Source organism: Paenibacillus larvae subsp. larvae (genome assembly GCF_002003265.1).
GTDB lineage: Bacteria > Bacillota > Bacilli > Paenibacillales > NBRC-103111 > Paenibacillus_H > Paenibacillus_H larvae.
This window is the reverse complement of record NZ_CP019687.1, coordinates 3990006-4016807: the sequence shown is the minus strand read 5'-3', so window position 1 is coordinate 4016807 and position 26802 is coordinate 3990006. Positions and strand designations below refer to the sequence as shown.

35 protein-coding genes and 2 pseudogenes are annotated in these 26802 nt (G+C 39.6%); 7 read left to right on the top strand and 30 right to left on the bottom strand.

Annotated features, from left to right (window positions below; translation table 11 throughout):
- Positions 1–181: 181 nt before the first annotated feature.
- From BXP28_RS20895 to BXP28_RS20885, 4 genes are all read right to left on the bottom strand, one after another.
- On the bottom strand, positions 182–1033 hold the full coding sequence (locus BXP28_RS20895; RefSeq protein WP_023484381.1) for an undecaprenyl-diphosphate phosphatase: 852 nt from the start codon (positions 1031–1033) through the stop codon (positions 182–184).
- 144 nt (positions 1034–1177) lie between these two features.
- A complete protein-coding gene (locus tag BXP28_RS20890; RefSeq protein WP_023484380.1) occupies positions 1178–2593 on the bottom strand; it encodes a bifunctional metallophosphatase/5'-nucleotidase in 1416 nt (471 codons plus the stop codon).
- Positions 2594–2777: 184 nt separating this feature from the next.
- Positions 2778–2969: a hypothetical protein gene (locus BXP28_RS23405; protein WP_144029662.1), complete on the bottom strand. Its 192-nt coding sequence runs from the start codon at positions 2967–2969 to the stop codon at positions 2778–2780.
- Between the two features lie 60 nt (positions 2970–3029).
- On the bottom strand, positions 3030–3746 hold the full coding sequence (locus BXP28_RS20885; protein WP_036656198.1) for a collagen-like repeat preface domain-containing protein: 717 nt from the start codon (positions 3744–3746) through the stop codon (positions 3030–3032).
- A 192-nt stretch (positions 3747–3938) separates the two neighbouring features.
- Here BXP28_RS20885 and BXP28_RS20880 point away from each other — a divergent pair, with 192 nt between their 5' ends.
- Positions 3939–4271, top strand: coding sequence for a hypothetical protein (locus tag BXP28_RS20880; protein WP_036656196.1), 333 nt, complete (start codon positions 3939–3941; stop codon positions 4269–4271).
- A 78-nt stretch (positions 4272–4349) separates the two neighbouring features.
- On the top strand, positions 4350–5396 hold the full coding sequence (locus BXP28_RS20875; protein ID WP_023484377.1) for an HD-GYP domain-containing protein: 1047 nt from the start codon (positions 4350–4352) through the stop codon (positions 5394–5396).
- Between the two features lie 194 nt (positions 5397–5590).
- On the opposite strand, the gene BXP28_RS20870 is transcribed toward BXP28_RS20875, so the two are convergent.
- The 13 genes and pseudogenes from BXP28_RS20870 to BXP28_RS20825 form a co-directional block, all read right to left on the bottom strand.
- Positions 5591–5986, bottom strand: a complete 396-nt coding sequence (locus BXP28_RS20870; RefSeq protein WP_023484376.1) for a DUF3221 domain-containing protein — start codon at positions 5984–5986, stop codon at positions 5591–5593.
- A 233-nt stretch (positions 5987–6219) separates the two neighbouring features.
- Complete coding sequence (locus tag BXP28_RS25810; protein ID WP_472462618.1) at positions 6220–6300, bottom strand: YjcZ family sporulation protein; 81 nt, start codon at positions 6298–6300, stop codon at positions 6220–6222.
- 90 nt (positions 6301–6390) lie between these two features.
- Complete coding sequence (locus BXP28_RS20865; RefSeq protein WP_036656192.1) at positions 6391–6654, bottom strand: hypothetical protein; 264 nt, start codon at positions 6652–6654, stop codon at positions 6391–6393.
- Positions 6655–6673: 19 nt separating this feature from the next.
- Positions 6674–7717, bottom strand: coding sequence for a hypothetical protein (locus tag BXP28_RS20860; protein ID WP_024093303.1), 1044 nt, complete (start codon positions 7715–7717; stop codon positions 6674–6676).
- An 83-nt stretch (positions 7718–7800) separates the two neighbouring features.
- On the bottom strand, positions 7801–8067 hold the full coding sequence (locus BXP28_RS20855; RefSeq protein WP_024093302.1) for a hypothetical protein: 267 nt from the start codon (positions 8065–8067) through the stop codon (positions 7801–7803).
- Between the two features lie 410 nt (positions 8068–8477).
- Complete coding sequence (locus BXP28_RS20850; protein ID WP_024093300.1) at positions 8478–8804, bottom strand: transposase; 327 nt, start codon at positions 8802–8804, stop codon at positions 8478–8480.
- 116 nt (positions 8805–8920) lie between these two features.
- Positions 8921–9040: a YjcZ family sporulation protein gene (locus BXP28_RS24720; RefSeq protein WP_226989792.1), complete on the bottom strand. Its 120-nt coding sequence runs from the start codon at positions 9038–9040 to the stop codon at positions 8921–8923.
- 150 nt (positions 9041–9190) lie between these two features.
- Positions 9191–10309: pseudogene (locus tag BXP28_RS20845) on the bottom strand (IS3 family transposase).
- Positions 10310–10498: 189 nt separating this feature from the next.
- The gene (locus tag BXP28_RS20840; protein ID WP_036656190.1) at positions 10499–10903 is read right to left on the bottom strand and encodes a hypothetical protein; all 405 of its coding nucleotides are present in this window, start codon (positions 10901–10903) and stop codon (positions 10499–10501) included.
- A 263-nt stretch (positions 10904–11166) separates the two neighbouring features.
- Positions 11167–12147 carry a pre-toxin TG domain-containing protein gene (locus tag BXP28_RS20835; protein ID WP_040931737.1) on the bottom strand — a complete coding sequence of 327 codons (981 nt, stop codon included), beginning with the start codon at positions 12145–12147 and terminating at the stop codon, positions 11167–11169.
- 127 nt (positions 12148–12274) lie between these two features.
- Complete coding sequence (locus tag BXP28_RS23060) at positions 12275–12445, bottom strand: hypothetical protein (RefSeq protein ID WP_155116292.1); 171 nt, start codon at positions 12443–12445, stop codon at positions 12275–12277.
- A 10-nt stretch (positions 12446–12455) separates the two neighbouring features.
- A complete protein-coding gene (locus BXP28_RS20830; protein WP_036656186.1) occupies positions 12456–12755 on the bottom strand; it encodes an SH3 domain-containing protein in 300 nt (99 codons plus the stop codon).
- A gap of 599 nt (positions 12756–13354) precedes the next feature.
- Complete coding sequence (locus BXP28_RS20825; protein WP_036656185.1) at positions 13355–13621, bottom strand: hypothetical protein; 267 nt, start codon at positions 13619–13621, stop codon at positions 13355–13357.
- Positions 13622–15174: 1553 nt separating this feature from the next.
- Here BXP28_RS20825 and BXP28_RS20805 point away from each other — a divergent pair.
- Positions 15175–16398: an IS256 family transposase gene (locus BXP28_RS20805; RefSeq protein ID WP_023483236.1), complete on the top strand. Its 1224-nt coding sequence runs from the start codon at positions 15175–15177 to the stop codon at positions 16396–16398.
- Here the strand turns inward: BXP28_RS20805 and BXP28_RS20800 are convergent.
- The 13 genes and pseudogenes from BXP28_RS20800 to BXP28_RS20740 all read right to left on the bottom strand — a co-directional run bounded on the left by BXP28_RS20800 (position 16391) and on the right by BXP28_RS20740 (position 24662).
- On the bottom strand, positions 16391–16759 hold the full coding sequence (locus BXP28_RS20800) for a hypothetical protein (protein WP_144029696.1): 369 nt from the start codon (positions 16757–16759) through the stop codon (positions 16391–16393). The genes BXP28_RS20805 and BXP28_RS20800 overlap by 8 nt on opposite strands.
- 336 nt (positions 16760–17095) lie before the next feature.
- The gene (locus tag BXP28_RS20795) at positions 17096–18091 is read right to left on the bottom strand and encodes a dimethylarginine dimethylaminohydrolase family protein (protein ID WP_046655151.1); all 996 of its coding nucleotides are present in this window, start codon (positions 18089–18091) and stop codon (positions 17096–17098) included.
- Positions 18092–18543: 452 nt separating this feature from the next.
- Entirely contained in the window at positions 18544–18846 is a 303-nt protein-coding gene (locus BXP28_RS20790) for an STAS-like domain-containing protein (RefSeq protein WP_023483374.1), read from the bottom strand.
- A 112-nt stretch (positions 18847–18958) separates the two neighbouring features.
- Positions 18959–19627 (bottom strand): DDE-type integrase/transposase/recombinase, encoded by a 669-nt coding sequence (locus BXP28_RS20785; RefSeq protein WP_158442223.1) that lies wholly within the window; start codon positions 19625–19627, stop codon positions 18959–18961.
- A 98-nt stretch (positions 19628–19725) separates the two neighbouring features.
- Positions 19726–20013 carry a transposase gene (locus BXP28_RS20780; RefSeq protein ID WP_036655055.1) on the bottom strand — a complete coding sequence of 96 codons (288 nt, stop codon included), beginning with the start codon at positions 20011–20013 and terminating at the stop codon, positions 19726–19728.
- 648 nt (positions 20014–20661) lie between these two features.
- On the bottom strand, positions 20662–20904 hold the full coding sequence (locus BXP28_RS20775; protein ID WP_024093295.1) for a hypothetical protein: 243 nt from the start codon (positions 20902–20904) through the stop codon (positions 20662–20664).
- A 260-nt stretch (positions 20905–21164) separates the two neighbouring features.
- Positions 21165–21653 (bottom strand): annotated as a pseudogene (locus BXP28_RS20770) (peptidoglycan recognition protein family protein); the annotation flags it as partial.
- Positions 21653–21892, bottom strand: a complete 240-nt coding sequence (locus tag BXP28_RS20765) for a BhlA/UviB family holin-like peptide (protein WP_024093293.1) — start codon at positions 21890–21892, stop codon at positions 21653–21655. The gene BXP28_RS20765 and the pseudogene BXP28_RS20770, both read right to left, overlap by 1 nt.
- Positions 21893–22151: 259 nt before the next feature.
- The gene (locus BXP28_RS25415) at positions 22152–22382 is read right to left on the bottom strand and encodes a Kelch repeat-containing protein (RefSeq protein ID WP_024093292.1); all 231 of its coding nucleotides are present in this window, start codon (positions 22380–22382) and stop codon (positions 22152–22154) included.
- Positions 22358–23020 carry a hypothetical protein gene (locus tag BXP28_RS20755; protein WP_024093291.1) on the bottom strand — a complete coding sequence of 221 codons (663 nt, stop codon included), beginning with the start codon at positions 23018–23020 and terminating at the stop codon, positions 22358–22360. Before BXP28_RS20755 ends, BXP28_RS25415 begins: the two co-directional genes overlap by 25 nt.
- Before the next feature lie 275 nt (positions 23021–23295).
- Positions 23296–23697, bottom strand: a complete 402-nt coding sequence (locus BXP28_RS20750; RefSeq protein WP_023485348.1) for a hypothetical protein — start codon at positions 23695–23697, stop codon at positions 23296–23298.
- Positions 23698–23727: 30 nt separating this feature from the next.
- A complete protein-coding gene (locus tag BXP28_RS20745) occupies positions 23728–24075 on the bottom strand; it encodes a hypothetical protein (RefSeq protein ID WP_077585193.1) in 348 nt (115 codons plus the stop codon).
- Complete coding sequence (locus BXP28_RS20740; protein ID WP_023485349.1) at positions 24060–24662, bottom strand: hypothetical protein; 603 nt, start codon at positions 24660–24662, stop codon at positions 24060–24062. The genes BXP28_RS20745 and BXP28_RS20740 overlap by 16 nt, the downstream gene beginning before the upstream one ends.
- Before the next feature lie 243 nt (positions 24663–24905).
- Between BXP28_RS20740 and BXP28_RS20735 the strand changes: the two genes are divergently transcribed.
- The 4 genes from BXP28_RS20735 to BXP28_RS20725 all read left to right on the top strand — a co-directional run bounded on the left by BXP28_RS20735 (position 24906) and on the right by BXP28_RS20725 (position 26456).
- On the top strand, positions 24906–25640 hold the full coding sequence (locus tag BXP28_RS20735; protein WP_051428002.1) for a hypothetical protein: 735 nt from the start codon (positions 24906–24908) through the stop codon (positions 25638–25640).
- A gap of 18 nt (positions 25641–25658) precedes the next feature.
- Complete coding sequence (locus tag BXP28_RS20730; protein WP_024093287.1) at positions 25659–25838, top strand: hypothetical protein; 180 nt, start codon at positions 25659–25661, stop codon at positions 25836–25838.
- Between the two features lie 251 nt (positions 25839–26089).
- Positions 26090–26245 carry a hypothetical protein gene (locus BXP28_RS24710; RefSeq protein WP_235430699.1) on the top strand — a complete coding sequence of 52 codons (156 nt, stop codon included), beginning with the start codon at positions 26090–26092 and terminating at the stop codon, positions 26243–26245.
- Positions 26178–26456 (top strand): tyrosine-type recombinase/integrase, encoded by a 279-nt coding sequence (locus BXP28_RS20725; RefSeq protein ID WP_052304453.1) that lies wholly within the window; start codon positions 26178–26180, stop codon positions 26454–26456. The genes BXP28_RS24710 and BXP28_RS20725 overlap by 68 nt, the downstream gene beginning before the upstream one ends.
- Positions 26457–26802 lie beyond the last annotated feature (346 nt).

Sequence of the window (26802 nt, the reverse complement as noted above, 5' to 3'; positions counted from 1 at the left end):
CTTTTCACAGGCAGCTTCATAAGGGAGGGGGCAAGCAGTATTCTGACCACTGTAGCATCCACGAGTACCGCAAGCGATAGTCCAAGACCAAGTGCCTTCATGATTTCAATATCGGTAATAATAAAAAACCGTGTTTCGTTTCAACACGGTTTGGTTGTTTCTCTGTCTGCTTTGCAATTTTTTATCTAAACCATAAATAGATCCCAAAAACAAGAGCCAATAGAAAACGATAATAAGCAAAATAGGTCAGCTTCATACTCTGTACCAGCTTAATAAAAGTTACAACAGCCAGCAGTGCTACGATAAAGGAAACAACAAATCCAACTGCGAAAAATCCAATGACGTCTCCACTGAAATGCTGCAAATGCTTAAGCAGGGAATAGCCGGTTGCTGCGAACATAATGGGAATCGCCATGATAAAAGTGAAGTCTGCGGAGGCTTTACGGCTTACCCCAGATAGCATTCCTCCTGCAATCGTAGAACCGGAGCGGGAAAATCCGGGCCAAAGGGATAATATCTGATACAGCCCAATGACAAAGGCCTGTTTATATGTAATTCCATCCAAATCTTGAATCATTTTGGAATTATCTTGCTTTTCACCCGCAATCAGCAGAATTCCACCCAGTACCAATCCGATCAGCACCGTAACCGGAGAAAACAGATATTCATCAATAAAGTCATTCAGCAGAAATGCCAACAGCATGACCGGAACGATCCCGACCAGGATATGAATGACATTCATTTTCTGTCCCTTCTGCTTGTCCGTGCTGCGGAACCCTCTGCGGACAATTTGATAAGCTTCCTTCAGGCGTTTGGGACCGAGCAAATCGATGATGCGTCTCCAGTAAATCAGGACGACCGCCAAGATGGCGCCAAGCTGAATCACGATTTCAAACACCTTCATCATCTGGTCGGATTCATTGATGTTCAGCAGGGCTTGGGTCAAAATCATATGGCCGGTTGAAGATACAGGTAAAAATTCGGTCAATCCTTCTACAATCCCGATAATAATTGCTACCCAATAATCGTACATATACTCCTCCTGGGAAAGGTAAGTGTTCAGAGCAGCCGAGCATCAACGGCTTGGGCTTGGCTCCCGATAATTCATTCTATACAGGTAAAGGCTCCGATACAACTAAAAAAAGACAACAAATTAGAGAATGTAAAAAGAAAAAGATTAGGAATGAGGGTAGGAATGATTTAACAAGATCAATTCCTCACAGAGCAGATCCCTTAGGAAATCCGGAAGCAAATACTCCACCTCTTCACCTTGACTGAGAGAAAGATAACCTACGCCGAATGTAAACATATCAATTGTTCCAACTGAATATACCCGATCATCCTGCAGTGGTCTGCCATTCACCCGTATGGAAGTCCATTTATGACCGGACGGTGCATTCGGATTAACTTCTCCTTCCACTCCACTCATACAGAGCGTTCCCAGTACTTTTCCCCGGAAACCAAATCCCCGGATGGGCTTTCTTATAAATTCATCCAGCAGTGATTCTTCCAGAGCCTTTCTTATTTGTTTCCCCCGCAATTTTATACGGCAGGGATTAATCGGGCTTGGGCAAATTTCCAATAGCCTCCCTTTTGTTACACTCCCGGCTTCCAACCCTCCAAGCAGTTGCCCGGCATTAACCAGGCTTAGTTCGGTACGGGTAAACCTGCGAAGAGAGTCGGCAAGTAAATTCCCGAGCGGGGAGGCGGCATACCAGTCATTTTTGAGGGGGGAGGACAATCTTGCAACCTCCACACCGAGGGCCAGTTGTGCCTCCTTCCTGCTTTTTGTAAGCAGATGTAGAATGTCCGGATCATCCTGCAGCCCTTCTATTTCAACTACTCCTGCATCCATACCGGTAATTGTATGATCACGCGGGTCAAATTCGATATGAATCTCACCTACATATTGTCCAAACTTGCCTGCTGCACAGATCATGGTTCCGTTAATCCGCTCCGGTTCCTCCAGAAGGTGATGAGTATGACCCCCCAAAATAAGGTCAATCCCATCGACCTGCTCGGCCATCATGCGGTCCATAAGGATACCTGTATGCGATAAAACAATAAGCACATCCGCTTTAGAGCGAAGCTCTGAGGTCCAATTGGCGACTGCTTCAATTGGATTGTCGACCTTCCAGCCAAGCAGGTCGTAAAAGTCCGGATAAGTGGCTGTGACCCCTAAAAGGCCGATAGTCAACCCTCCTTTTTCAATTAACCGGTAAGGCACCATCCACGACGGATAGTTTCCTGTATTTGTTTCCGTTATATTACTGCCGATCACAGAAAATCCGGCATGCCTTGCAAAAATGGCTCCGATCGCATCCGGTGTAAAAGTCAGACCTTCGTTATTTCCAACAACCATGGCTTCATAGCCGGTTGCATTCATAATTTGCACATTGGCAAGCCCATCGGTTCCTTCCGTTTCAGGCCTCATCCGGTCCAGGTGATCTCCTATATCGAGAGTTAATACAAGGGAAGGGTCATGCTTTTGTCTGACCTCGTTCATATAAGCAGCAATCTTAGGTGTTTGCTCCAGATGACTGTGAATATCGTTCGTATGCAGCACAATCAGCTTTTTACGTTCAGAAAGCATGTGCCGTTCACCTCTCTCTCTGTATCTTATCCTATCTATGCAATGACAATCTTCACTATGACTGAATAGGCTTATTATATCACCTTTTACAAGTACTCTTCACCTTCTTCGTTTTATATAATACCAAGGGCATATGCAAAACACTGATGTATACGGATAATTGGCCTAATAAGTTAGTCCATTCCTAAGTTCGTCCGTTTGCTAGGTTCCCGGATACTTTACCGATTGACTCTTGAACCGATTGGAGCAGGGTTGTGATGGTCTGCTTGGCCTGAAATCGAACATTGAACAGAGGTATCCTGATGCAAATTTCGTGTAACAAACCGGTTAACTGGGAAATCAGTTCTTTTGCAGGAAGGGGAGTTTGATGTAACAAAGATTGAACTCTGCCAATTAACGTGCTGATAAGCGTAAAAGAGTCAGGATCAAGCCGGATTTAACTGAACATAAATGCAAGTTGGGCTACCATGTTCTTTAACCGCCTGATACTGTCGGAGTCTTGATTAACCAGAGCAAGGCAGATGCCTACAGGAAGATTTTGAAGCAGGTGTATAAAAGGCTGGATTAGGCTCTCAGGAAACAATATCACTTCTTCTTCAGAAACGGGATACGATTCTTTAATCTGTCCGACAACTGATTTCAGTGCATTCAGCAGTTTTTCTTTGTAAACTTCCCCGGTACGTAAACCAGTAAAAATCATATCAAGTCCATCCAGCCAATACTGAATCCGACCAGCCAGATCAAAAGCGGGATAAGGGAATGAATGCAAAAGTGATAGTACATCATCTATACACGAACAGTTGCTTTCAGCCTGCGATACCGGAAGGGGGATGGTGAAAAACAAGGCTCTAAACTGATGAAACAAGGAATGAAGCCTGGACATACTTGCTGGATTTGGGTTGGACAAGGCAAGGGGGATTTCAGCCGATAAAACTTCGAGAAGTTTGACCAGATCATCAGCTTGTGACGAAGTGAAAACAATATCTGTAGACCCATCAGGTAAATGAGTATTGAATAGCCGTTGATATGCTTCCTGCCACTTGTTCCATCCTCGCGAGTCGCCCCTCTGCCTTCCTTTTTTTTGAACAGGCAGATGTCTGCGAGCCTCGGAAAGATGAGATGCAGGGGGGTGCTTCCGATCTCTTTTCCTCACTGGATCTCTCCTCCTTATACGGCTAATATATGAGGGTGGAAAACCTGCTGCTTCCATATTTGTCTATTCTCTTTTGACCAAATGTTCTGGTTTCCCCGGAACTTTCCATGTATTCCTGTTTCCAGTTCCTCTTCTTCTTTCTTGTGCTACAATAATAACCAAGCAGAAATAAATGGGAAGGAGCCCAAGGAAATGAATGATTTTCCATCTTCCTCCGCGGAAGACCGAACCCCAGTTCCCGAATTGGAATCCTTACCGGATTCTTCTGGACGTGTGCTGCCTGTTTTTACTCTTATATGCGGTATTTTGGCATTCGTGCTAAATGCATTGCTTATTCCCGTATTTCTCGGTATGATATTCGGAATCACCGGGTTTATAACGGGGATCATCTCTTTGGCTAAATATCGTAAATATGGAGGGCTTATTTTTTCCCTTTTGTCCTTGATTATCCTGTTTCTGTGGCTGATCAGTATTTTGGTCCCTCTCTTGAATGACCCTACGATTTCCCTTACAGATTGGGAATAAGAAAGTTTATTGTTAGATCAAGGAATACGATATGTCTTATAAGTCCTTTTAATATGTCCTAAAGGCAGGGAAGAGACAATGAACGTACACATATATGAACTTCACAACGGTGACCGCTTGTTAAAAGACATCTATAACGGGACAGGACTTCACATTTTGGCAGCCGGTACAGAGATCAATCAGTCAAATATAGAAAAGCTGCTGCTCCACCGCATTGAATACGTTGATATTATCAGAATAGATAATTCTGACGGGGAAGAAACCACTTCTTTAATGTCACCTTCTTCCGGACAAGCCGAAATATTTATAGGTGCCATGGCTAACATGCAGCAAATGTTTGACCAAGCCAGTGTAAGCGGGTTCATTCAAAATGATCTGGTGGAAGAACAGGTTGATCCTTTGCTTGAACACATCCAGAAGGAAAAAGACATGGTATCCCTCTTGCTAAAGGTTAACTCACCCGATGATTACACTTACAGGCATAGCCTGAAAGTGAGCATGATCGCCTATCATTTATCCATATGGTCGGGTGAATCCGAAGAATACGCCCGATTTGCGGCAAAAGCGGGACTCCTGCATGATATTGGGAAAAGCAAAATCAACCCGGATCTGCTGGCCAAACCCGGTTCCCTCACTCCTGAAGAGCACGCTGCTATACAAAAACATACTATCTATGGTTATGAGATGATCCGGTCTTCTCTGCAGGATGAAATCCTTGCTCTAGTCGCCCTGCAGCATCACGAGAGATTAGACGGGTCCGGCTACCCTTATCAACGAAAAAAAGATCAGATTCATCCGTTCCCCCGTATTATTTCAATTGCAGACGAATACAGCTCCATGACTTCTGAGCGTACATACCGTGCCAAGAAAGACCTTTTGGCCGTTCTTAAAGAACTTCATAAACTCAGTTTCGGGAAGTTGGATCCAAGGCTTACATATGTATTCATCGAACATATGATTCCTAATTTTATTGGCAAAAAAGCCCGGCTATCCGACGGACGTGAAGGAGTTATTGTCATGACGAACCCCACCTCCTACTTCAGGCCTTTAATCCAGGTAGAGGGAAACTTTATTAACCTGGATCATCTGCCTCAACTGGAAATTACCCATATTATGCAGGAGTAAATCGAAAAAAGACATGAAGCTGCTACCGCGCATCCATGTCTTTTTGGCTTCAAACCGGATAACCGATTCACCTTCCATACAACTGATTCCATTTAATGCCTCACAGATTTCCTGTACGGATGCAGAAAACTAAAACCCAGCACTTTGACGGCGCTGGGTTTATAGTACCTATACAGGCAATTACGTTATATAATTTAATCTAATATTTTTTCAATGGTAGGTTTAATCGCAATGGGGGGTAGTGATTTAGTCATTGCTTGGAAATAGACATTTACTTTATCTCCTACTATATATACTTCATTTTTTGGAACAGGGACTATCAATATCTTACCCTGATTCACCAGATCCCTCCAGTTTCCTTGCAAAGCTTCTTCTTTTGTTGGGGTATCTGCAACAGTCATATACTTGTCACCAACCGTCATGATATACCCGGTGAAAGAAAATTGTTCTTGTTTGCTGGCAGATGAGAGAGAAGTTCTTTTCAATGAAGATTCATCTGAATGCGCAAATGCGGGGGTAAGTCCTGCTGTTAATCCTAAAGCTAATGTAAGAGTGGTTGCTACAGCTACTAACTTCTTCCTTGTGATCATCGTCCTGATCCTTCTTGTATTTATTGGTTGTACTTACATATTTCTATATATTAATGTTAATTTCCTGTATATTTACCAGAAATTAATATTATTGTCACAAGTGATAAATAAGAAGAGTACCCCGATACAAGTACTCTTATTACAGCATTGTATTGAACAGAGAAACCAATTGTGGCTATCCTTTGTTGAGTCCGTAAAAAACGGAATTTGGGTCTCTTCCCCGCAAACATTCTTTAAAAACAAATGGTACGAGCAACGATAACCAATAAAATGAACAGGACTAGAATGGTTGATGTACCTTGTGAATGTTCCATAATAAAAAGGACGCTCACCATCCAAAAAGACAGTAAGCGTCACCTATTTCATCGACGTTTTCTGGCATATAATTTTTTACAAACTACAATCTACCAGACAACCATAAAAAGTAAAGCCACTCCTGCATAAAAAGGCCATAACTTCCCATCCAGAAAAGCTCTCTTCCATTTTTCCAGATCGGTCCCGGTTTCCTTTAGAGTTCCATAAAAAAGGACAACTATATAAGAGATTTCAATTAATATATTGGACAAAGAAAAAATCATGAATTTATAATTTTTTCTTACTGTACAAATGATAGTAGAGACTAAAGAAGCAAGAAAAGTAATGACTAGAAATAGAAACCCCCATGACATAGATAAAATCCCCCTTTATTTACAAAACAGTAAATCCACTGACGTTGTAATTATTTGGTCCTGACGGGAGAACTAAACTTCCTAATCTCTCCCAAGTATCAAGTTTGTAAACACTCAGCTCTCCTGATATTCCTCTTTCTGGGTCATTTCCTCCGCTATAAATATAAATTTTATCGTCCTTATACTGGTCCCCAGAATATACAAGGCCTAGATCGACCTTAGACACTTCGTTAAAATTACGATCCAATTTTATTATTTTAAGTCCAGATAAATCAACGTCACTTCGTAGAGTCACATATAAGTGGTCATCTCTAGTATAAAGAGAAACAGGCCTTACGTCTGGGTAGGAAAGTTTGACGGTAGATACTTTCCAGTCTGATCGGTTTACTACGGTAAGGGAAGTTTTGGTCGCCAAGACCACTTTATCTTGATAAATTACCATATCATCCGCCACACCTTCCGGTAATGGAACTGTATTCGTTATTTTCTCGGAAGGAATGTCAACCTCATAAAGAACACTTGTCCCTTTGGCAATGAAATCAGCAAAAATATAAAGTTTGTCACCGTCTTTTGCAAACTCCCTCAAAAAACCTTCAAGTTTCATTTGGAAACTTTTCTTCTCGCCTTCATACCACAATTTGTTAAAATCTATATTAGAGAGATTAGAATGGCTGCTTACTTTATCTCCATTTAAGATCTTGAAATTCTTGGTTGTTCCTGGTGTCCTACTTGTTTCAACTTGATAATCAGAGGTTAGTTTATACAGCTTGTCATTCTTTGTACTTGGTGTCCATAAATTCCCTTGCAGATCTGGTTGGATATACATAATAGCGATTCCGTTGATCGTCTCTTCATGTATGAAGCTCCCATCTTTGGTCCAGACTATTTTACTAGGTGAGTTCAATGGATGTGAATAAGTATATATAATTTCCCCTGGTACCTCACCATGCTTAATTATACGAGTTTCGGGCTTTTCCTTAAATCCCAATAACCAAAAGAGAGCGATCCCTACTACAGCAAATATTACGAATGCTAAATAAACCTTTACATTTTTCTTTAACAAGCATTTGCCTCCTCCACCATCTTCTTTATGTAATTATGAATAAAATTATAAACATACCTATAAGTTATTCCTTCAATAATCGATTAAAGACCTCTTGAATACCACGTTCGGGTATTATTATCCTGAGCTATGTCTGCTGGGGTAACAAAAGCAACAGAATTATTCGAAACATCATAACCCGAATCTTTCCATACTCTCCAAAGTAATTGTGAGCAATAGAATTGGTCTGTTCGATACATATTTACAAAAGTTTTATTATAAGGTTTGCCAACATGATAACCTGCATTGCTACCCGCCCAAGTGTAGTATTTCTGTTCTGCTTTTACTCCATTATTATCTACAACATACATCGCTCTTACTTCATTGTTCGTTCATCTACTGGAAAATCTAAAGCTAACACAATTATTGGTAATCCACCACTTGGGGTAAAAGAGTATGTACTTACCATTGAACAAGGAGATACATCGGAATGTCATGCATCTTTTAAGTTTATACCAATAGAATAGGATGTGCTTGCCATGAAATTCGGTGTACTCGTCGGCCAGCAGTTCCATGATCCATTCACAAATCTGTTCATCGCTAACCGGCTTTCCATCTTGTGTACATGAATAACCAGGCGCAGGGCGACCTCTCCTATGGACTGTATTCGGTTCTTGCTGCCTTCGATTCACATGTGTATAGTACGTAGAGCGTTCCATTTGCAGGATGCGCAGCACGAGAGAAATGCAATTCCCCTGCTGAATATACTTTTGGGCAATAGCTATTTTATCCGCAAGTGTGGGTTCGTTTTTTTTACTAGGTCGCGGAGGATTTCCCTCTCTAATGCTTGTTCAGCATATAGCTTCTTAAGCTTCTCATGCTCTTTTGCAAGAGCCGCATAGTCAGCAGCCGTTCGAACATATGCAGCTTGTTTCAAGCTTGTCCCGTCTAACTGTCCAATATCCTTACGATCTAGCTCTCTGGCCCATCGAATCACCATCTTTGGATCGAGCTCATGCTGCCGGGCTACAGCCGTCATATTGCCAATCTCTTTACCTTTAGCAACGACCATTCTCTTAAAATCTAATTCATATCGTTTCCTCTTCATTACATTCCCCTCCGACTTGATTTTATTGTATCGGAATAAGGGGTGTACTGTCCAAGATCATTTGGGGGCTAAATAGATGCCACAAAGACAGGTTATCCTATTTCTCCTACACTTGTTTAATACAAAAAGGTTCGAGAAATAATGACCAATAGAATGAACAGGACTAAAATGGTTCCTGTATTCGTGAATAAACCTCCGTAACATGAAGTGCCGTATCCTCCACAAGATGAGCTCATAAGTAACACTCCCTTCCTTTAGACTCTATATATTTTATGACAGAGATCAAACGATGCTTGGACTTATGGAACAAAAAGGGTTGCGGTAAGGAATTTAAGAGCTATTTTTTTGTTCTTTTCTATTTACTTCCTTGGATTGTCAACATAAAATTAGACAGCTTTTTTAAGGGATAATCTTCTGTAATTTATCGGGCTCATATAGCCCAGGGTTCCATGAATGCGATGCCTGTTATACCAATTTATGTAATCATTGAGCTCCAATATTAGATGCTGTAAACTTTGAAAGTTCATCTGACTAATGAATTCGGTCTTCATAACTTTAAACGCAGCTTCAGCAACGGCGTTATCATAATGACAACCTTTCATACTTAAAGATCGACCAATCTGGAACGTAGCAAGCGTCTCATCAATCAATTTATTTTTGAATTCACTGCCACGATCTGTATGAAACAATTGAATTTGTCGTAAGTCTCCTTGTACAGAGGAAAAGGCACGCGCGACTAGAGCTGCGTTCTTTTTCGGGCCTGCGCTGGAGCCAATGATCTCTCGATTGAAAAGATCGACAAATATACAGATGTAGTGCCATCTATTTTTAACTTTGACATACGTTAGATCGCTTACAACAACACGCTTAGCTTCAGACTGCTCGAACTTACGGTTCAGTTCATTAGGCTGTTGCGATTCGTTACATGCGGCTTTGTGTGGTTTGTATTGAGCCACCGTGTACGTGGAAACAAGGCCCTGTTCCTTCATAATACGGCCAATTCGGCGTCTGGATACGATGACTCCACGTTCATGAAGTTTTGCTTTAATCTTTCTTGTACCGTATGCTTTCCGATTTTTTTCAAAGATTTCAACGATATGATGGGTTACATGGTCTTCATTCTGACGCTCTTTGGCTTCATAATAGTACGTACTTCTAGAGATTTGTAGGACGTCGCACATTGCTGATACCGAGTATTTGTCACGATTACGCTTCATGACATTTACTTTCGTCCCATGATCAGCGCTGCTTGCTTTAAAATATCGACTTCCATCTTAAGACGTTGATTTTCTTTTCGCAATGCAATAAGTTCATTCTCTTCTAGAGAACGGTTATCCTTCTCAGAGAAGGATCCTGACTGATTTGCTTGCTTGATCCAGCGATTCAATGCAGATGCACTCAGTTCATACTCATTTATAATGGCTGCTCTTGATTTTCCATTCTCGTGAAGTTGGACCATTTGTCTCTTGAAATCTATCTGTGAATGTACGTCTTTGTCTTGGCATAGTAGATCCGCTCCCTATAATAATATGTTTATTCTACTAGCCCTTAATTTTTCTGTCCAACTTAGTGTAGCCCATCCACCTTTTTGGTCATACAAAAAAGGCTCATTCCCCCATCGTTCAAGTTGGAATGAGCCTGTTGACATTTTCAATGAATTTTATGTGGTTGTGGATTGTACGGTGTAACCTATCTTATCTAATTTTTATTTCTGGTTCGTACGCGGCGATAACATCTACAATTGAGTCTCTTGCCACAAAAGAGAAGTGTATGAGTGTTTCTGATTCTGCAATTCCATATGACTGTTCTGATAACCATTGTATATATTTAGAATTATTAATCTCAAAAAAGGTCCATTCTGCGTAGAACTCGGTTCCATATTTTTCATCAATAATATTTATTGAACTTTGTCTAAAACTTTCATCTGTGCTCCTATATGCATGCACTGAATCTTTAAATGTCACTTCAACTTTCTTTTTTTCGTCATTAACGTCAGACAATAAAATTCTAAAACCCTTAATACTATCTGATAACGACTCTACATAGTACTTCGATGACAAACCAACTTTTGGTTCCCAGCGTCTCCATTTTTCTTCCATTATCCCACACTACCTTAGTAACGAATTTAATTGATTTTTTTCCATCATATATTTCTAATGTCGGCCTGCCGTCAGAACTTTTGTTTCTTACATTTACAGTTCGCCCATCTGGTAATTTTCCTACCTTACCCCCTGGTATATCTTTTACATCGGACACTCCCATACTGTTAAAATCGTTAAGAGCTTGATCGAATCCACCATTTTTTTCGAACTGAATAGCTTTCCCTTAGGTTGTTCTCCCCGGTTTAGCTTCTTCCAAAATTTCATCCAGACTTTATTGAACCTTTTGCCGTCCCCTTAGTTTCAGTAACCATTGATTTTGTAATTTTATTTGCTTTCGCCTCAAGCTCTGTTGCCTTACCCGCAATTTTACCTACCTGCTTGAATTCACCGCCCACAATAATACCAATGATACCTAGCACATAGTCAGGTCCCTCTAAGCGAACACCCGTTATCGGGTCGTATCCGGATATAACTTTGCCACCAGCCTTTATATTTCCTACAATAGGAATTAAATCAATCGCTACTGAGACGTTTTCTAGCGTCAGATAAGAACTAAAATCAAAATCAAATCCTAAGCTTTTTAATTTAGGAAGCTCAGAGCCTCTGGTTTCTTTTTTAATCTTAATAGGGTCTTTAAGATACTTCTGTAGAGTGTCATGGGCTTTTTTCGCTTGATCTATGGCTGAATTCGCCACGCTCATCCCATTGTTCGCCTTATTGAGACCTGCCTGAGCCTGCTTCATTCCCGTATTCATGTCCGTAAGATTCTGAAGAATGTTCGAGACCGCACCATTGATGACATCTAATCCAGACTTCATTTTTTTAAGCCCTTCATTTACTTCATCACAGGCTTTTTTAATCATATCACCAGCTTCTTCTATTTTAGAAGTACCAATGTGAATATTTGAAAGGATTTCTCCCACAGAAGAGCTCATATGTTGAATGCTTGCATTAAAATCTTCCCAATAACCATCCATGGACGCTGACCATTCAGCTAGCTCTTCAAAAGACTTATTAAGCTCTGAAAAATCTAAATTTAAATCGAAATTATCAAAAAAATTTCTAAATTCATCCCAATCAAAAAATGTTAATTTCTTTTGAAGTTGAGCAAGGTCATCATAATATTTTTGAAGGTCTTCTTTAGAGCTTTGCAGATTCACAAACATATCGGATTGCAAAATACTGTTCGCTTGAGAATTATCATAATTAATATATTTATCGCTAACTTCAATAGTATTCAATAATACATCTATCCACTTTTCACCGACCCAAGTATTTACCTTATGGTACCATGGCGATTGGAATTCTAACAAAGTAACGGTTTGTGGAGATAGTGAAAAACCTGATTTAGCAGAAAATTGAGGTTGGTCATATAGTTCCGCTTGTCTTGCTACTTTTAGTTAACTGTAAAGGAACTGTGTCTGCTATGATCCACATATCCCCTCTTTCCGTTTTAACTTTAACAAATCCATCGGCAGTTCCATCAAGACCCAAAACATAATTTATGTATGACAATTTGTATTTTGTGGTTTTATCCAAATCTGGCCCCTCACCTGAGAGATCGTTCGGTTTCTCTAGGTATTACAACTGCCCCTTTGGGTGCAATCCACTTATCCCCTAGCCAAGTGGAAACTTTAAACCAGCCATCCGGCCTTTTTTCTAAGACCTTTACTTTTTGCGGGCTTATCGTATAGATGGTTTTCGTAGAAAAAGAAGGAGCATCGTAGATCGCTGTTTCCTTCTCCAAAGTTAACCTTGTTTCTTCTGCAAAAACAGTTTGGGTATAGGGGGTAACAAAGCTAATAACTGCAAAAATAAACAAAACTACAACATTCGTTATTTTTCTCATAGAATCCAACCTTTCATTATATAATATCTACTTCCTTATACTCCTCTTACTTCCATAAAATAAGAGACCGCATAGAAGTTTGCCATATATTTCCCTGTTATGTAAATATACAAGTGCGATATAATCAAATTGATTAATATAAAAAATCTGGTTGCAAAAATGGGTTCATAATTGGAGAATGGTTGCAAAAGCATAAAGAGGTCATTTGGAGATGGTGTTTACTCATCATCCGTACATTAAGTAACAAAAGAGCACTTAGGAAATAAATCCTGAGTACTCTTTCTATAGCGTGCTTCAAGTTTGGTTTCAAAATCATCTTAGGTATTTTTGTACTAGCCAAGATAAATCATATATAAAAGTATAATGCAAAAATTAAACGGAAATGTTGCAAGGAACCAAACGCTTTTTGTTCCCGCGTGTGTCTTTTGTTTAACAAGGTTTCCATGTAAACGTTAAGGGCAGTAATAAATAGAACAACAGAAATATAAATAGGAATGCTTCTGCTAAAATTTGCTGTTATTAGGGAAGACAAAATAATCAATGGTACTAATTGCAAGATAGTTAATTCGTACTTTTTTAAAATGTTCATTACGACCACTTTATTTCGGACAATCTAAACTACCCAGATAGTATGCAGCTCCAATTCCCGCTGAGACTCCTAAACCAAGAGGACTAGGTACCTTTAATAAAACTCCAAATACTCCATTTGCAAATGAATGTGCCCAACCTATTCCTCCTAATACGTCAGAACACCCAAGTGTCCTTACGCCTGAGGCATGTTCTGCTTTTATAATCTCATTTTCAACTTCTTGTAATGCTTTAAGTAACTGTTCTTTTTTATCTTGTCCTTGCAAACCAAGTAACATGGTATTGAAATTATCTACTTGTGATTGAATATCTTGTACAGAAAGTTCTAAATTGTTTGATTCTAAATCTTGCTTAAGTAACGTGTCATTCGATGTAGGCTGTGTTGACGAATAGTTTGATTGATCATTTGATAACGCTCGGAGGGCGTTAATATTTCCTCAGCATTTTCTGCCTTTCGAGCGCATCGAGCTTTTTTAAAAAGTCATTTTCCACCTCAAGTAACTTAATATGTGCTTCGGCCCGTTTTAGCTTTTCCTCTACAGATACCTTTCGAAGGCTAACCCTCGAGTAGCTGGTGTAATGTGTGCATATGCAGGTATAGGTGGGGGTATTCTGTACGGGCATGTTATTCGCTTAGCTTTACCAGCGGCTCTATTGATTGTCACTGCCTTCTGGGGTGTTTGTCATAAAGAGAAGTCCTTGGCAGGTGATGTTTATGAAATTCGGTGTACGTAAACCAAACATAAAAAAATCACTTTCAGCTCGGACAAATATAAAACGTCAGGGGTTGTACATAAAGCCGGTATAAAAATGCCGCGGGGGTATGGGGCTGCAAGGAATCCAAAAAGAGCAGCGAGAAATAAAGTATATAACAAAACAACAGTAAGCTTCTGGGGTATGTTGAAAAAACTATTTTAATAAGCCCTTAGGGGCTTTTTATTTTGAACAAAAATAAGACCACATTGGGTAATTATGCCTCCTTGTCTTCTTCAGTAAGTTGGTTCTGCACTTGTGAATGCTCTATAATAAAAAAAGACGCTCACCATCAATAAAGACAGTAAGCGTCACCTATTCATTGGGATATCCTGGAATATATTTTCTTACAGACTATAACCCACCAGACAATGATAAATAGGAACATTGCTGTTACATAAATGGGCCACCATTTTCCGTCATCTAAAGCCCTCGGCCATCTCTCCAATGGTGTTCTTAGTTGCTTGTATTGTAATTCTCCATAAACATCAATAATAATACCAGAGATTTCAGCGAATATATTTAGCAGAGAGAAGAAAAAAAATTTAAACCGTTTTTTGACTAAACTGATAATAAGAGCCGTTAGAGAGGCCAGGAAGGTCAAAAGTAGAAAAATCCAAACGACATGACCCAAAAAATCTATGAAATCCGATGACATAAGTAAAGTAACCTCCCCCCTTTAGAGAACAGTAAATCCGCTCACATTGAACTTTTTCGGTCCTATTGGAAGTATTAAACTCCCTATCTTTTCCCAAGTATCTAGTTGATACACACTTAATTCTCCAGAAAATTTCTTTTCCGGGTAACCTTCTCCACTATACACATAATATTTATCGTCCTTAAACTGATCTCCTCCGGAGTGTACAATGCCAAGATCGACTTTAGATATCTCCTTAAAGTTGGAATCCATTTTTATTAACTTTAATCCAGACAGATCCACATCACTACGCAAAGCCACAGTTGAGTCCGTATAATTGTGTAAAAAGCTAGGTTCCAAAAAATGAAAGGAGCCATATTCATAGCCCTCAGTTAGAATAATGTTGGGACACAAAATTCTAAATATACGAGGTGTTATGAAATGGCTCAATACCAGATTAACGTAGATTCGCAGCTTTTGCATCAACTATTTTTGGGAAATTCTCAGGATGCGGGTGTAGCCAAGCTGCTCGAGTCTGTACTGAACCAAGTCTTACAAGCACAGGTGAGTGAACAAGTGGAAGCAGATCGTTATGAACGAACAGAGAATCGAAAAGCGTACCGGAATGGATCGTATCCACATGGGCTGCATACGAGGGTGGGAACCATTACACTAAGTGTTCCGCGCATCCGTGGTGGGAAGTTCACGACAGAGCTCTTTAGTCGTTACCAGAGAAGTGAACAAGCGTTAATCTTAGCGATGATGGAAATGGTCGTAAACGGCGTCTCTACGCGTAAAGTCTCGCAAGTAACCGAAGAACTCTGCGGAACCGAGTTTTCTAAATCCACTGTTTCAGACCTTTGTAAGCGGCTGGATCCCATCGTAACTGCTTGGAATAATCGAAGCCTGGCAGACAGCCTCTTTCCGTTTGTTCTCGTAGATGCGATGTATCTCAAGGTCCGTGAAGACGGTCGTGTACGCTCACGAGGCATCATGATTGCCATTGGTGTAAACACCGAGGGCTATCGTGAAGTCCTTGGCCTGATGCTGGGTGACACAGAATCTGAAGCAAGCTGGAGTGAGTTTTTCAGCTCTCTAAAAGGACGTGGATTACGAGGTGTGGATCTCATTACCTCCGACGATCATGGCGGCCTTGTACGCGCGGTACGGCAGCAGCTGCAAGGGGTAACATGGCAGCGATGCCAGACTCACTTCACGCGAAATGTATTAGAAGCCTCACCCAAAGCCTTGAAGGATGAGATCCATGGCCGTCTACGGTCGATTCTAGATGCTCCTGATACTGGAACGGCAAGGTTTTTATTAAAACAGACCTTAGCGGCTTATGAAGATAAGGCGGGTAAGGCGATGGGCGTGCTGGAAAGCGGATTTGACGATGCTACCGCCGTCTTAATGCTGCCAGAGCGTTACCGAAAACGGCTGCGCACGACAAATAGCGTTGAGCGTCTCAACGAAGAGGTTAGACGCCGGGAACGTGTCATTCGCATCTTCCCAAACCGTGAATCCGTGATTCGTCTTATTGGTGCTCTATTGATGGAACAGGATGAAAAATGGGCAGCCGGCAAGAAATATCTCGACATGACCGAGTACATGGAATGGCGGAAGGATCGGCCAAAGTCCGATGCCAAAGTGACTCGCATTATGTAGCACAGTCTAGCTGAGGGAATTTACACACAAATTTGGACTTGATCAAAGCCACATATAGATGCCCATTTCTATTATAAAGTGAAACAGGCCTCACATCGGGGTAAGACAACTTTATGGTTGATACTTTCCAGTCTGATCGATCTACTACCGTAAGGGAAGTTTTGGTCGCCAGGACCACTTTATCCTGATAAACTACCATATCATCCGCCACATCCTCAGGTAATGGAATAGTGTTCATTACCTTCTCGGAAGGAATATCAAGCACATAAAGAACACTTTTTTCTTTGGCAATTAAATCAGCAAATATATAAAGCTTGTCACCCTCTCTAGTAAACTCCCTTAAAAAACCTTCGAGTTTCATTTGAAATTGTTTCGCTTCACTCGCATAGTTCAATACATGGAAATTTATTCGCCTGATGAATGACTGCTAATCCGGGCCCCTTCGATTATTTTGAATTTTTGAGTTTGCCCTGGCGTTGTACTTGTTTCGACTTGATAATCAGGCGTTAACTTATACAACTTATTGTTTCTAGTGCTAGGAGTCCATAGATGGCCCTCTTTATCTGCTTGAATATAGCCAATGCCTACAGCACCCTTAAGTATGGTATGGTGTTGATAATGACCATCCTTGATCCAAACCACTTCACTTGGTGAGTTCAATGGATGCCCGTAAGTATAAATAATGTCGCCTGGAACCTCACCCGTCTTTGTTATTTGAAGCTCTGACTTTCCGGCTCCGTCTTTTACCATAATAAAACAAGTAATGACTACAGCTGTGGCTAATATGGCCAACATCAACCCATAATTGCTCGCCTACTGATGATTGAAATTCCGGGTCAGTTACGTATACCTTTTCATTTAAAGGTAGCCCATTTGTTATTAATTTTTGTGCATCTTCAAGAGGAACAGTTATTTTATCCCATTCTTTCAAAGACTCTGGGATACCTTCCAGAAATGCTTCTTTACAAATAATCATTAATCCGTCTCTAACTAGACTTAATGCACAGTCCAAATGTAATATTTCAGGATGAAGTGGGACTTCAGTGACTGTATAATCGAAATTTGACAGAAAATTTCTTAACCATACTATTCCATTATGATTGGAAGCAAGCCCCGATGTTCCAACGAAAATTTCTTTGTTCAGAACTAAGACATCGCCACCTTCAAGAAAAGGCCCTTTCCTCTCATGAAACTCACCTGATCTATCTGCCTGTGGCGTAGCTAAATATAAACACTCGTTTTTTTCAGCTTCCTGTTCTAGAATATGTCGTACAGTCATAACTTCTTCTTTTCTATGTTCAAATTTCATTGTTCCCTCAATGATAAATGGCCCTATAGTAAAGAAAGGGTCTCTTGCAAAGAAATTAGTATAACCAACTTCTTTTCTATCTTTCTTTTCCTTTTCAGTAAGTAGCCTTGGTCGTAATACTTCAACTCCGTATTTTTTTAGCACTTTTCCAAGGTTTTCTTTTTCAGCTTCCCACCTCTTTTGCAATTCTGGATAAACTTCTGCCACATCCTTCCCATATAGTTTTTCTATATCTATATATTTGGAAGGGGGACCAGGTAGTTCAATCTTCTCTTTCTCTACATTTTCTTTAATTGGAACACCATATTGTGATTGCGCTAGAACAACTCTTTTTAAAGGAGCAAATTCGCTTTCAACTAAAACTTGTTCATTTTTCTTATTCATAATAACACGCCTTTCTTCAAAATTTTTTCTGTAATCTTTTTTTGTTCTAATGTCTTCTTCTAGTAATTATGTTTTTTTACAACCAACCTCCTTTCGCTTCCACTTAAAATATAACTTTATAAATGTCTAAAAAAACATAGATTTTTTCACCCATTGATGAAAAAAATGTATCGAAACCAAAAAAAGAGTGAACCTGAATAACAGGCCCACACCTCTTCATGCTTTTGCAACCATTCTCCAATAATGAACCCATTTTTGCAACCAGACCGTTTGTGTTAAGGAGAACAAAAAAACAACCAAATGACTGGTTCGTATGGCCGCTGATTAATGGGTTCAAGGGGAAAGTAAAAGAGCCTTGAGGTGCTTCCTCTAAGGCTCTTTCTGTAATGGAGGTTCCGCAATCCATATTGTACTAATAAAAGGAACAAATTGGTCTAGACCGTGGCGAGGTACTATACTTTAATTAAGTTTTTTCTTTCATTCACTTCATAATTAAAACCCTTTTTCATCATATCGTTTATTGTTTTTGTTGAATGAACAATCTTCAAATGTTTTTTTATTACTTCGAAACTGACATCGTCAAGCAAAGCAATAAAAGCTGAATTCATAAAAGAGGATGAAACTCCAAGTACATTCTTAAACGAAACAGTTACAATATTCTCATTTAACAGCTCACCAAGAATCAGATTGCGGATTATGTCGCCATCAGCATTAGTAACGCAATGGTTTACGTGGTCAGTTATTTGAATTACCATATAAAATCCTCCTCCTCTTCTTCCTCAATTGTGTCTTTCGGAAAACAATCTCTAAAAGTGTACCTGGGTAAAAACCAAAAGCATTCGTTCTTCCACTTTTATAGAACCGAAATCAAAATTCGTACCGTGCCAAACACTCATCTTGAAGAAGTTGATGAAATGACTCAATGTGAGCATTCATATTCGGCGTTTTTGGTGGAATTCGTTCGTGTTCCACTCCGAAGCTTGTACAGGCTTGTTGAAAGGCATGGGAAACAAACTGTGGTCCGTTATCCGAGCGAATTACGGGCTTTTCTAGAGTTTCAAATAACTGACGTTTCATCAAGGCACTTTGAAGTGTACTTGCAACATCTTTTGCTTCGCAGCTCAGTCCTATGTGAAAGGCTACAATCGAGCGGTCGTATACATCTATGCAAGACAGAATAAAGAAAAATCGTTCTTCACCTGCTATAAATCCGTATTTAATGTCTGTTTCGAAGAGCTGGTTGGAGTCAGTAACCGTTCGGTTACGAGCCAGTTTTCGTGGATACACAACAGGTTTCCGTCGTTGTGGAAGCAGGATGTCCAGCTTCTTACATAGGCGATACACTTTCTTCTTATTGATCTGTAACTGGTATTCTCGGCGCAAGCAAACGGTCAGCTTCCGGTATCCATAAGCAAATCCATCTGACGAAATCAGTTCCATGAGCCATTCTTGAATCTGTTCATCAGGTACTTTTGTTCCATTCGCTTGATAGGAATACCCTGGCGCTGAACGTCCCTCACTAACTGTTTTCTTCATGACTTTTTTATTTTTCATGTAATAATAAGTTGAACGTGGGACTTTCACCAAACGTATCACGAGCGTTATAGCGTATCCCTGTTGAATGTAGATTTCGGCTACTTCAACTTTGTCAGCAAGTGAGGGTTTTTCTTTTTTACCAGGTCACGCAGAATAGTGATCTCAAGATCTTTTTCCCCTAGCAGCCGTTTTAAGTGGTCATTTTCTTGGGACAACTTCTTTGTTTCCAGAGGGGAAATCCCCTCTACCGAAATCACTCCCCATTTTCCTGACTCAATATTGGAGGCAAGCTCGTAACGTCTTGCCACGGCTGCTTTGTTTCTGGTTTCCAGAGCTTCCTTTACAACCTGTACCTTAAACTCGTTGGAATATTTCGTTCGTCTCATTTATTCATCCTCCCCTATCACTTGTAGTATAAACAATACACACTCTTTATTGTCCAAGTTCATTAGGGGGCTTTAGAGAGAATCATTTAAACCTGGATGTATTTTTTGAACGTTAAAGGGGATGCCTACCCCAAAATCAGATATTGCAATTCTTACAATATTTTTTCGAGGATAATGCTGTGCAAAAACACATCCTGTGTTCTCTGAGGAATGATCATTAATGTTATTGAATATCTCCCCAAGACATGTATGTATATCTCTTAAAGAACTTTTTTGCTTTGATAAAATACTCGCCAACCAATTAATTGTTTCATCTAACCACTGAACGCTTTGGTGGAAAGATATTATGGATAAAGGTATTGATGATTTCCTGGGTTAAATTAGAAAAATCCAATGAAATCGATTTATTTTTGGCCGAAGGTCTTGATCAACGATCTTCTTTATTAGTTTATACATCGAAAATCTGTTAATGCCTTCAGGCAATGTTACTTTCACTGTATCACCACCAATATTATTTCTTGCATACCCGGTTAATTTTACCATTAAATCGGCAACAAAAAAAGACCCGCAAGCCTATGTGATATGTTCCTTTAGATAGACAGATGAAGCAAAGGAAGCATATCAAAGCCCGCGGGTTGATGTATATTACTATTCCTTCTTCACAGCACCCTTACCAGCACTATATAGCCCACATGATGTAAGACCGCAAATAATCCCATACAAAATGCCTGTTTTAATGTCCCATACTGCCATATATGCAATACCTGCCGCGATACCCAGCATAACAGATAAAACCGGGGCCAGACGAACCGGGAGTCCAATCCCTTTCGCCATTTCAACAAGACCGACTATGACCGCAACAATGACAACATCTGTGATTTCTATATTCATATAACTTCCTCCCTTAGTTAACTTAGTAAACCATGTTAACTCATAGTTAATACTGAATATTTTAGTTAACGAAACCTCTCCTACAGGCTGCTCGCCAAAATGTGGTTATTCAGTCATGCCAGCTCATCAACGGTAAGACAACGATTTTCAATCTTAACCATCCAATTCCAGTCACTAAACTTCCCTGCATTCCAGGCTTTCCCCATATTGTCAAAAAGCTGTTTCCATTGCCAGTCTTCCAACTGTAATGTTCTATTCATGTCTTCCTCTCCTTCATATGCTTGTTTAATTCGCTCTATAAAGCTTGGTATTCTTCCCTCATCTAACATTCTGTGCGGGCAGTATTTACCACTCCAGTGCTGGTGTGGAACCACATTCTCAATAGGAATGCAAAACTGTTTCATAAGCTGGGCAATAACAATAGCTGCATTATCTTCTGCTTTGTAATAACGGCTGCCGCCGGACTTAGAGTAACAAATTTCTACGCCGATGGATTGACGGTTTCCTGTTCCGTTCCCATCTCCACAGTGCCATGCATTTCGATCAAAAGGAATGCCCTGAACAACTTCTTTATCGTCCACAGCAACGTGGAAGCTGACTTCATTGTTGTTTCCAATCATATAGCGAATCTCATTTTCTGCAGGCGCATCATTAGCCGTATTGTGAAACGTAATATATTTTGGTGTCATCTTGCTCGGACATTTGATGCCATATTTACTTGGATCTACTAGCATTTCTCTGATTTCCATCATTGAACATCTCCTTCCCCGGGTTTTCCTTTTAGAATCCCTTTGATCTCGGCAATATCACTTGAAAGAAGGCTAAAAGACTTAGCTTGCTCCCGAATGACTTCCTGATTCTCGCTAATAGTCTTCTGATACTCCTTCTCCCGAACTTCATTTTTCTTCATTGTAGTAAAAAGCAGCCAGATAAACAGCGCACCAAATATCCCGGTATTTAGCGCTGTATTAAAAATTTGTTCCTCCATTCATGGTTCCCCCTGTTTTCTTTCATCACACTTCAACTATAATTTTAAAAATTCCTAGATGAGCATATATTTTTTCACTTATCAATGAAATTTCCATATGTCCCCCTCCTGTTTTTGAGCATAAAAATAACGCCCTTAGGCGCTAACCGACTCTTCTTTCATTTTCTCAAGCTTCTTTCCGACCTCTTCCCGAAGATTGTGCAGATCAGGCACTTCACTGTATGGAAATATCCGGGTAACCACTGCCCTGCACCACACGTCACACAGATACTGTCTTCATTGAACATCTTTCTGACCTCCCAATGCTATTCCCAACTGCGCTTAAAGTCGTATGCCCCCTTCTCGTTGGTATGTCTGCGCTCTTTGTCCAGGTGTTGGTGATGGTATTGTAGATTTCTAGTTTGCTAGCCACGTTATATTTCCATCCACCTATCGCATAGATGTTATAGCCGACTACGCTTGATGTTAGACCACTTCTCGCCGTTGGCATGTCTTTCCCCGCTGTCCATTCACCAGATTCAGAAAAAACATCTGTATACACAACATGTTCAATTTCATTTTGCTCATCCTGTATCCAAAACCCCGTTTTCTTGATTGGCTCTGTGGGCTGTACATATATCGGAATATGCCGTTATCAATGCTTCTAATTTTCGCTGCTAAGTCTTTAAATGGGTCTTCTTTTACCGCGGGCACTCCTTGGTCAGTAATGGCCTTAGCAACTTTGTCTTTCCCATCACTGACAGAGGTAAAAAGTTCGTGAATCGCATCTGTATTGGATTGAATTAAATTCAGTAAATGACCTGCTGTATTCTCGTCCAAAACATCCTTGATTGTTGAAAACCACTCTTCAAAATCTTTGCTGTACTTTTGTTTTTGCTCTGAAATAAAGGCTTCAAATTCTTCTAAACTTGACGTAATCTCTTGCTCATGTTTCTTGGATGTACGAATAAACCAATCTTGAAACTGATTAAAGATTGCGGTTGTGTCTGCCTGAAGAAGAGAGTTGACTACACCACACAAAGCCGTATTCAGTCTTAAGTCTGTAATATCTGCCCCAGTGATTGTAGTAGTACCTTTCTTGACCAAAATGTCAGCAAGTCCAAGCTCATAGATATCTGCTAAAGGCAAAATTAAAAGGTTTGAGTCCGATACAATATCGAACTCAAACCCAACAAGTTGCCTAATGAACTAACCGTATCTAACTTTTAGGGGTCACTTCAGGAAAGCAGTCTTTTAACTTCATGGAACAAAGTTGAATCTCATGGTCTAAACATTTTTTAATCATCAGATCCATGTATGATAGCAACAGACACAGCAGAACCTTTTGAGGTAACTTGTGGCGTATTGAGGGCAATTTCACTTCCTAGTATTGTGCAACTACTGCAATACTTAACAGCCACTTTTTAAATTTTTTCAACCTCCAACACCTCTTTCATCAAGTTTGTAAATTTTCCCCTTTGGGAATCCGAAGCATTGTTCTGATACTGCTCAAACTGTGCTGCACAAAATAAAGCCATAGAGTATCTTTTTGTGGCGATGCATAGGGCAAGACAGTATAAAATGGATTCCAATCCTTTAGAAAAACACTGTTGATTAAACTCATAAATCGCTTTCTCATAGTGAAATTCAATATGATATTCATTCCTTACAACGTTTTCCTCATTTTCTAAAGAAAACCCAGGGAATTGTTCTAAGATATGATCTATGCAAAATCCATATGCATTTGCAGATTGTATAATCATCAGCAGACCAAGAGAAATTTCGTTAGGGTGTTCGGTGAGATAATTTGTGTATTCATCAAGCACGCTGAAATTCCCTAAAAGTAGTTCTACACGTTATTTATTCGCTATTGCCCACAAACGAAACTTGTCTACTTTTTTCTTTCCTTGTTCGTCTAAAATCTCAAACCATCCAAGGTCCTCGTATCCTTCTATATATTGTTTAGCTTTCTCATAATGACCTTGTTTAAATAGAGCAATACTTTTTATTAGATAGGATTGACCATAATACACAACAAGAGGGCGTTCTGTTATCAATGGTTCTGTTTTGCCCTCTTTCATTAGCAGCAGTTCTTCTTGGTACCTGATCGTAGAAAGTATTCTTAATTCATCGGCAAATTGCTCAGTTAAATTCCATTTTTTAAGGGAGAGGCAAACTTTGGATAGCTTTAACAAAGCATCCAACTAAAAATTTTCAGGGAGGTTTTTACGGAAGTCTTCAAAAGAATCACTGCTTTGTAGTTTTCTTCGAAATTAGATCCAATAGTGGCTCTAAAAATTCGATAATGACTGATGGTCAAACGATCATAGTGATTGTACTTTTCTTCCTGAATGATTTCTTCGTAAAAAAGAAGCGACTCTTCAACAAGACCATTCAAATACAATTCCTCTACTACAGAAAAAAGCAGTTCGGTGTACTTAGGATGTTCCACCAAAATATGGATCGCATTCATAATCAAGTCGGTTTTCCCCAGCTCGGCACAGCGAATTATAGAGGATTTCATTCTGGGAATGGAAACTTTGTTGTTATGGGAAACCTCAGCAAGGTAATATTCGTAGTAATGTCCTTCGGGTAAGCCTAAGGCTTCTGTTAACGTATCTAATTGTTTCATGGTGATAGGCCGCAGTTTTCCCTTATGCTGCAGGCTGGCACTCAGGTTACCGATAGATAGTCCTCCGTATTCTGCAAGACTTGATAACGTACATCCAGTTTCTGCTATGGCTTTTTCAAGTTCAACTCGCAAAGCAATCCGGTTATCATAATTTTTCAACCCCTCCTAGTACCATATAATTCCATAATACCACATTTGGACTTTTTGGCAAATTTGTACAAAAGAGAAAAATAACCATGTATGAATGTTTATGCTTCAGAAACTGGTTCTATAAAGTTTTTTTCAAATTCAAAAAATCCAGCATGGAGTTTTTTGTAATTTAGACTATATAATGGTTAAGTGGAAACGTCGGCATTATTGCTGAAGTGGACACTATATTTTAGGAAAAGGAGAACGAATGAAATGAACATGTTTAAAAAAGGTTTTACAGTTGTACTGTCGGTAGCTTTATCAGCAACACTCATCTTACCAAGCTATAGCGCTTATGCAGAAGTAGGATCGATTCCAACTGAACAAGAGAAAGAACAAGCTAACCAAAAAGTAACAGGCAATGGTGATATAGTCCAATCAGATAACAAAAATGCTGACTATAATGTAAGCAATGAGAATGAGATAGTTAGCATTCCTCATAGCAGTAGCTCACCAAATGAAATAAAAGGTAAAACAGATGTACAAAACGAAGAAGAAACGCAAATAAATCAAATTGCTGATGATTTTCAATTTATTTTTGAAGTTGCTTCTATACAAGAAAACGGAAAATATATATTGGATACAAATAAAGCTACAGAGAGGTTTGGTCAAGAAAACTTGCCATCAATTTTAGCTTTTATAAAGGCCGTTAATGGCGATTTATCCATGAGAGATTTAGTAGGTGTTCCTCTTCCAGTTACTGATGAGGGTAATGGCGGCGAAATAAGAACTTTAAGTGGCTGGACTGGTTGTGTTGTAGATAAAATCATTGATTTTACTGGTATTGGATTTATAACTGGTGGAATGAAAGAACTAATTGAAAAAAAATTATGGGATAAATTAGCTGTTGAGGTCATAAAGGTAGTAGGGAAAAACGCAATCAAGGGAGGAGTAATAGGCCTAGCAGCTAGCCTTGCATGGTTTAGTGTGCGTTGTATCGGTCAATAAAACATATGGAGGCTGATGATGAGATACATTATTTATTTTGTTGTTTCGTTAGTGATTGAATTTGTCTACTTTTTCTTTATAAAGAAAAACACAGGAGTAGAAGTTATTGACATGTTGATATATGCTGTTTTATTTACTTTGATTATGTTTGTTTTAGATTTAATTAAGCCTGATAAAAACAATGGAAAAAGTGATTAAATTAGCAAAGAGCCTTGAGGTGCTTCCTCAAAGGCTCTTTTATATAGGTGGTACTTCCACGCACCACGGGTTAATTGTTATTGTTCTTTCTTTACTGCACTCTTACCAGCACTATATAGCCCGCATGAAGTAAGATCGGAGAAAAGGAATTTAGTATAGGGACTTTTCGGACTAAAAAGGAAGCAGAAATCGAAGCGGGAAAATTTGAAGAGAGAATCTACTACGGCCAAACGTTGAATGATAGAATTTTGATGTTTGATGAGGTTGCGAATGAATGGCTGTATGAATATAAAAAAGCCATTACGAAGGAATCCACCTTTGAAGCAGTTGGAGGTTATCGTGCGGCTCCATATCATACCTTATTTCGGAAACAAACGGATCATGCGGATCCGGCGCGCAGAGGTTAAGCGTTGGCTTCAGCAGTACGCCGACATGAAAGACGAACAGGGAAGAGAGAAGTATTCATTTGGATCCAGGCTGAAGTATCTTTCCGTTTTAAAAAGTATTTTTCATGATGCCGTTCATGAGTTAGAGGTTTTAGAGAAGAACCCCTTCGGATCGGTTAAGGGTCCCCGTCCAAGACATCGTAGGTATAAAGAAAGAGACAAAATACTATGAGCTGGATGATCTGAACACATTGCTCGATTATATGAAGACATATAAGCATCGGCGCTTTGAAGAATATCAACTATATTACATGCTTATGTATTTTTTAAGTCAAACAGGTTTACGGATAAGCGAAGCCCTGGCATTAAAATGGACAGACATTGAAGGTAATAAGTTAACCGTTGAACGACAAACAAGCCGAGACGATAATAACAGTCTGAAAATAACCTTTTAGAAAAAATGAGGATGGATCATATTTCAAAATTATCTGGGGAATTATTTAACACCTTCTACAGAACAATCAAGACAACCGCCGACACGTACCTTGATATCACCGAGAAAATAGAAGAAGACGAAC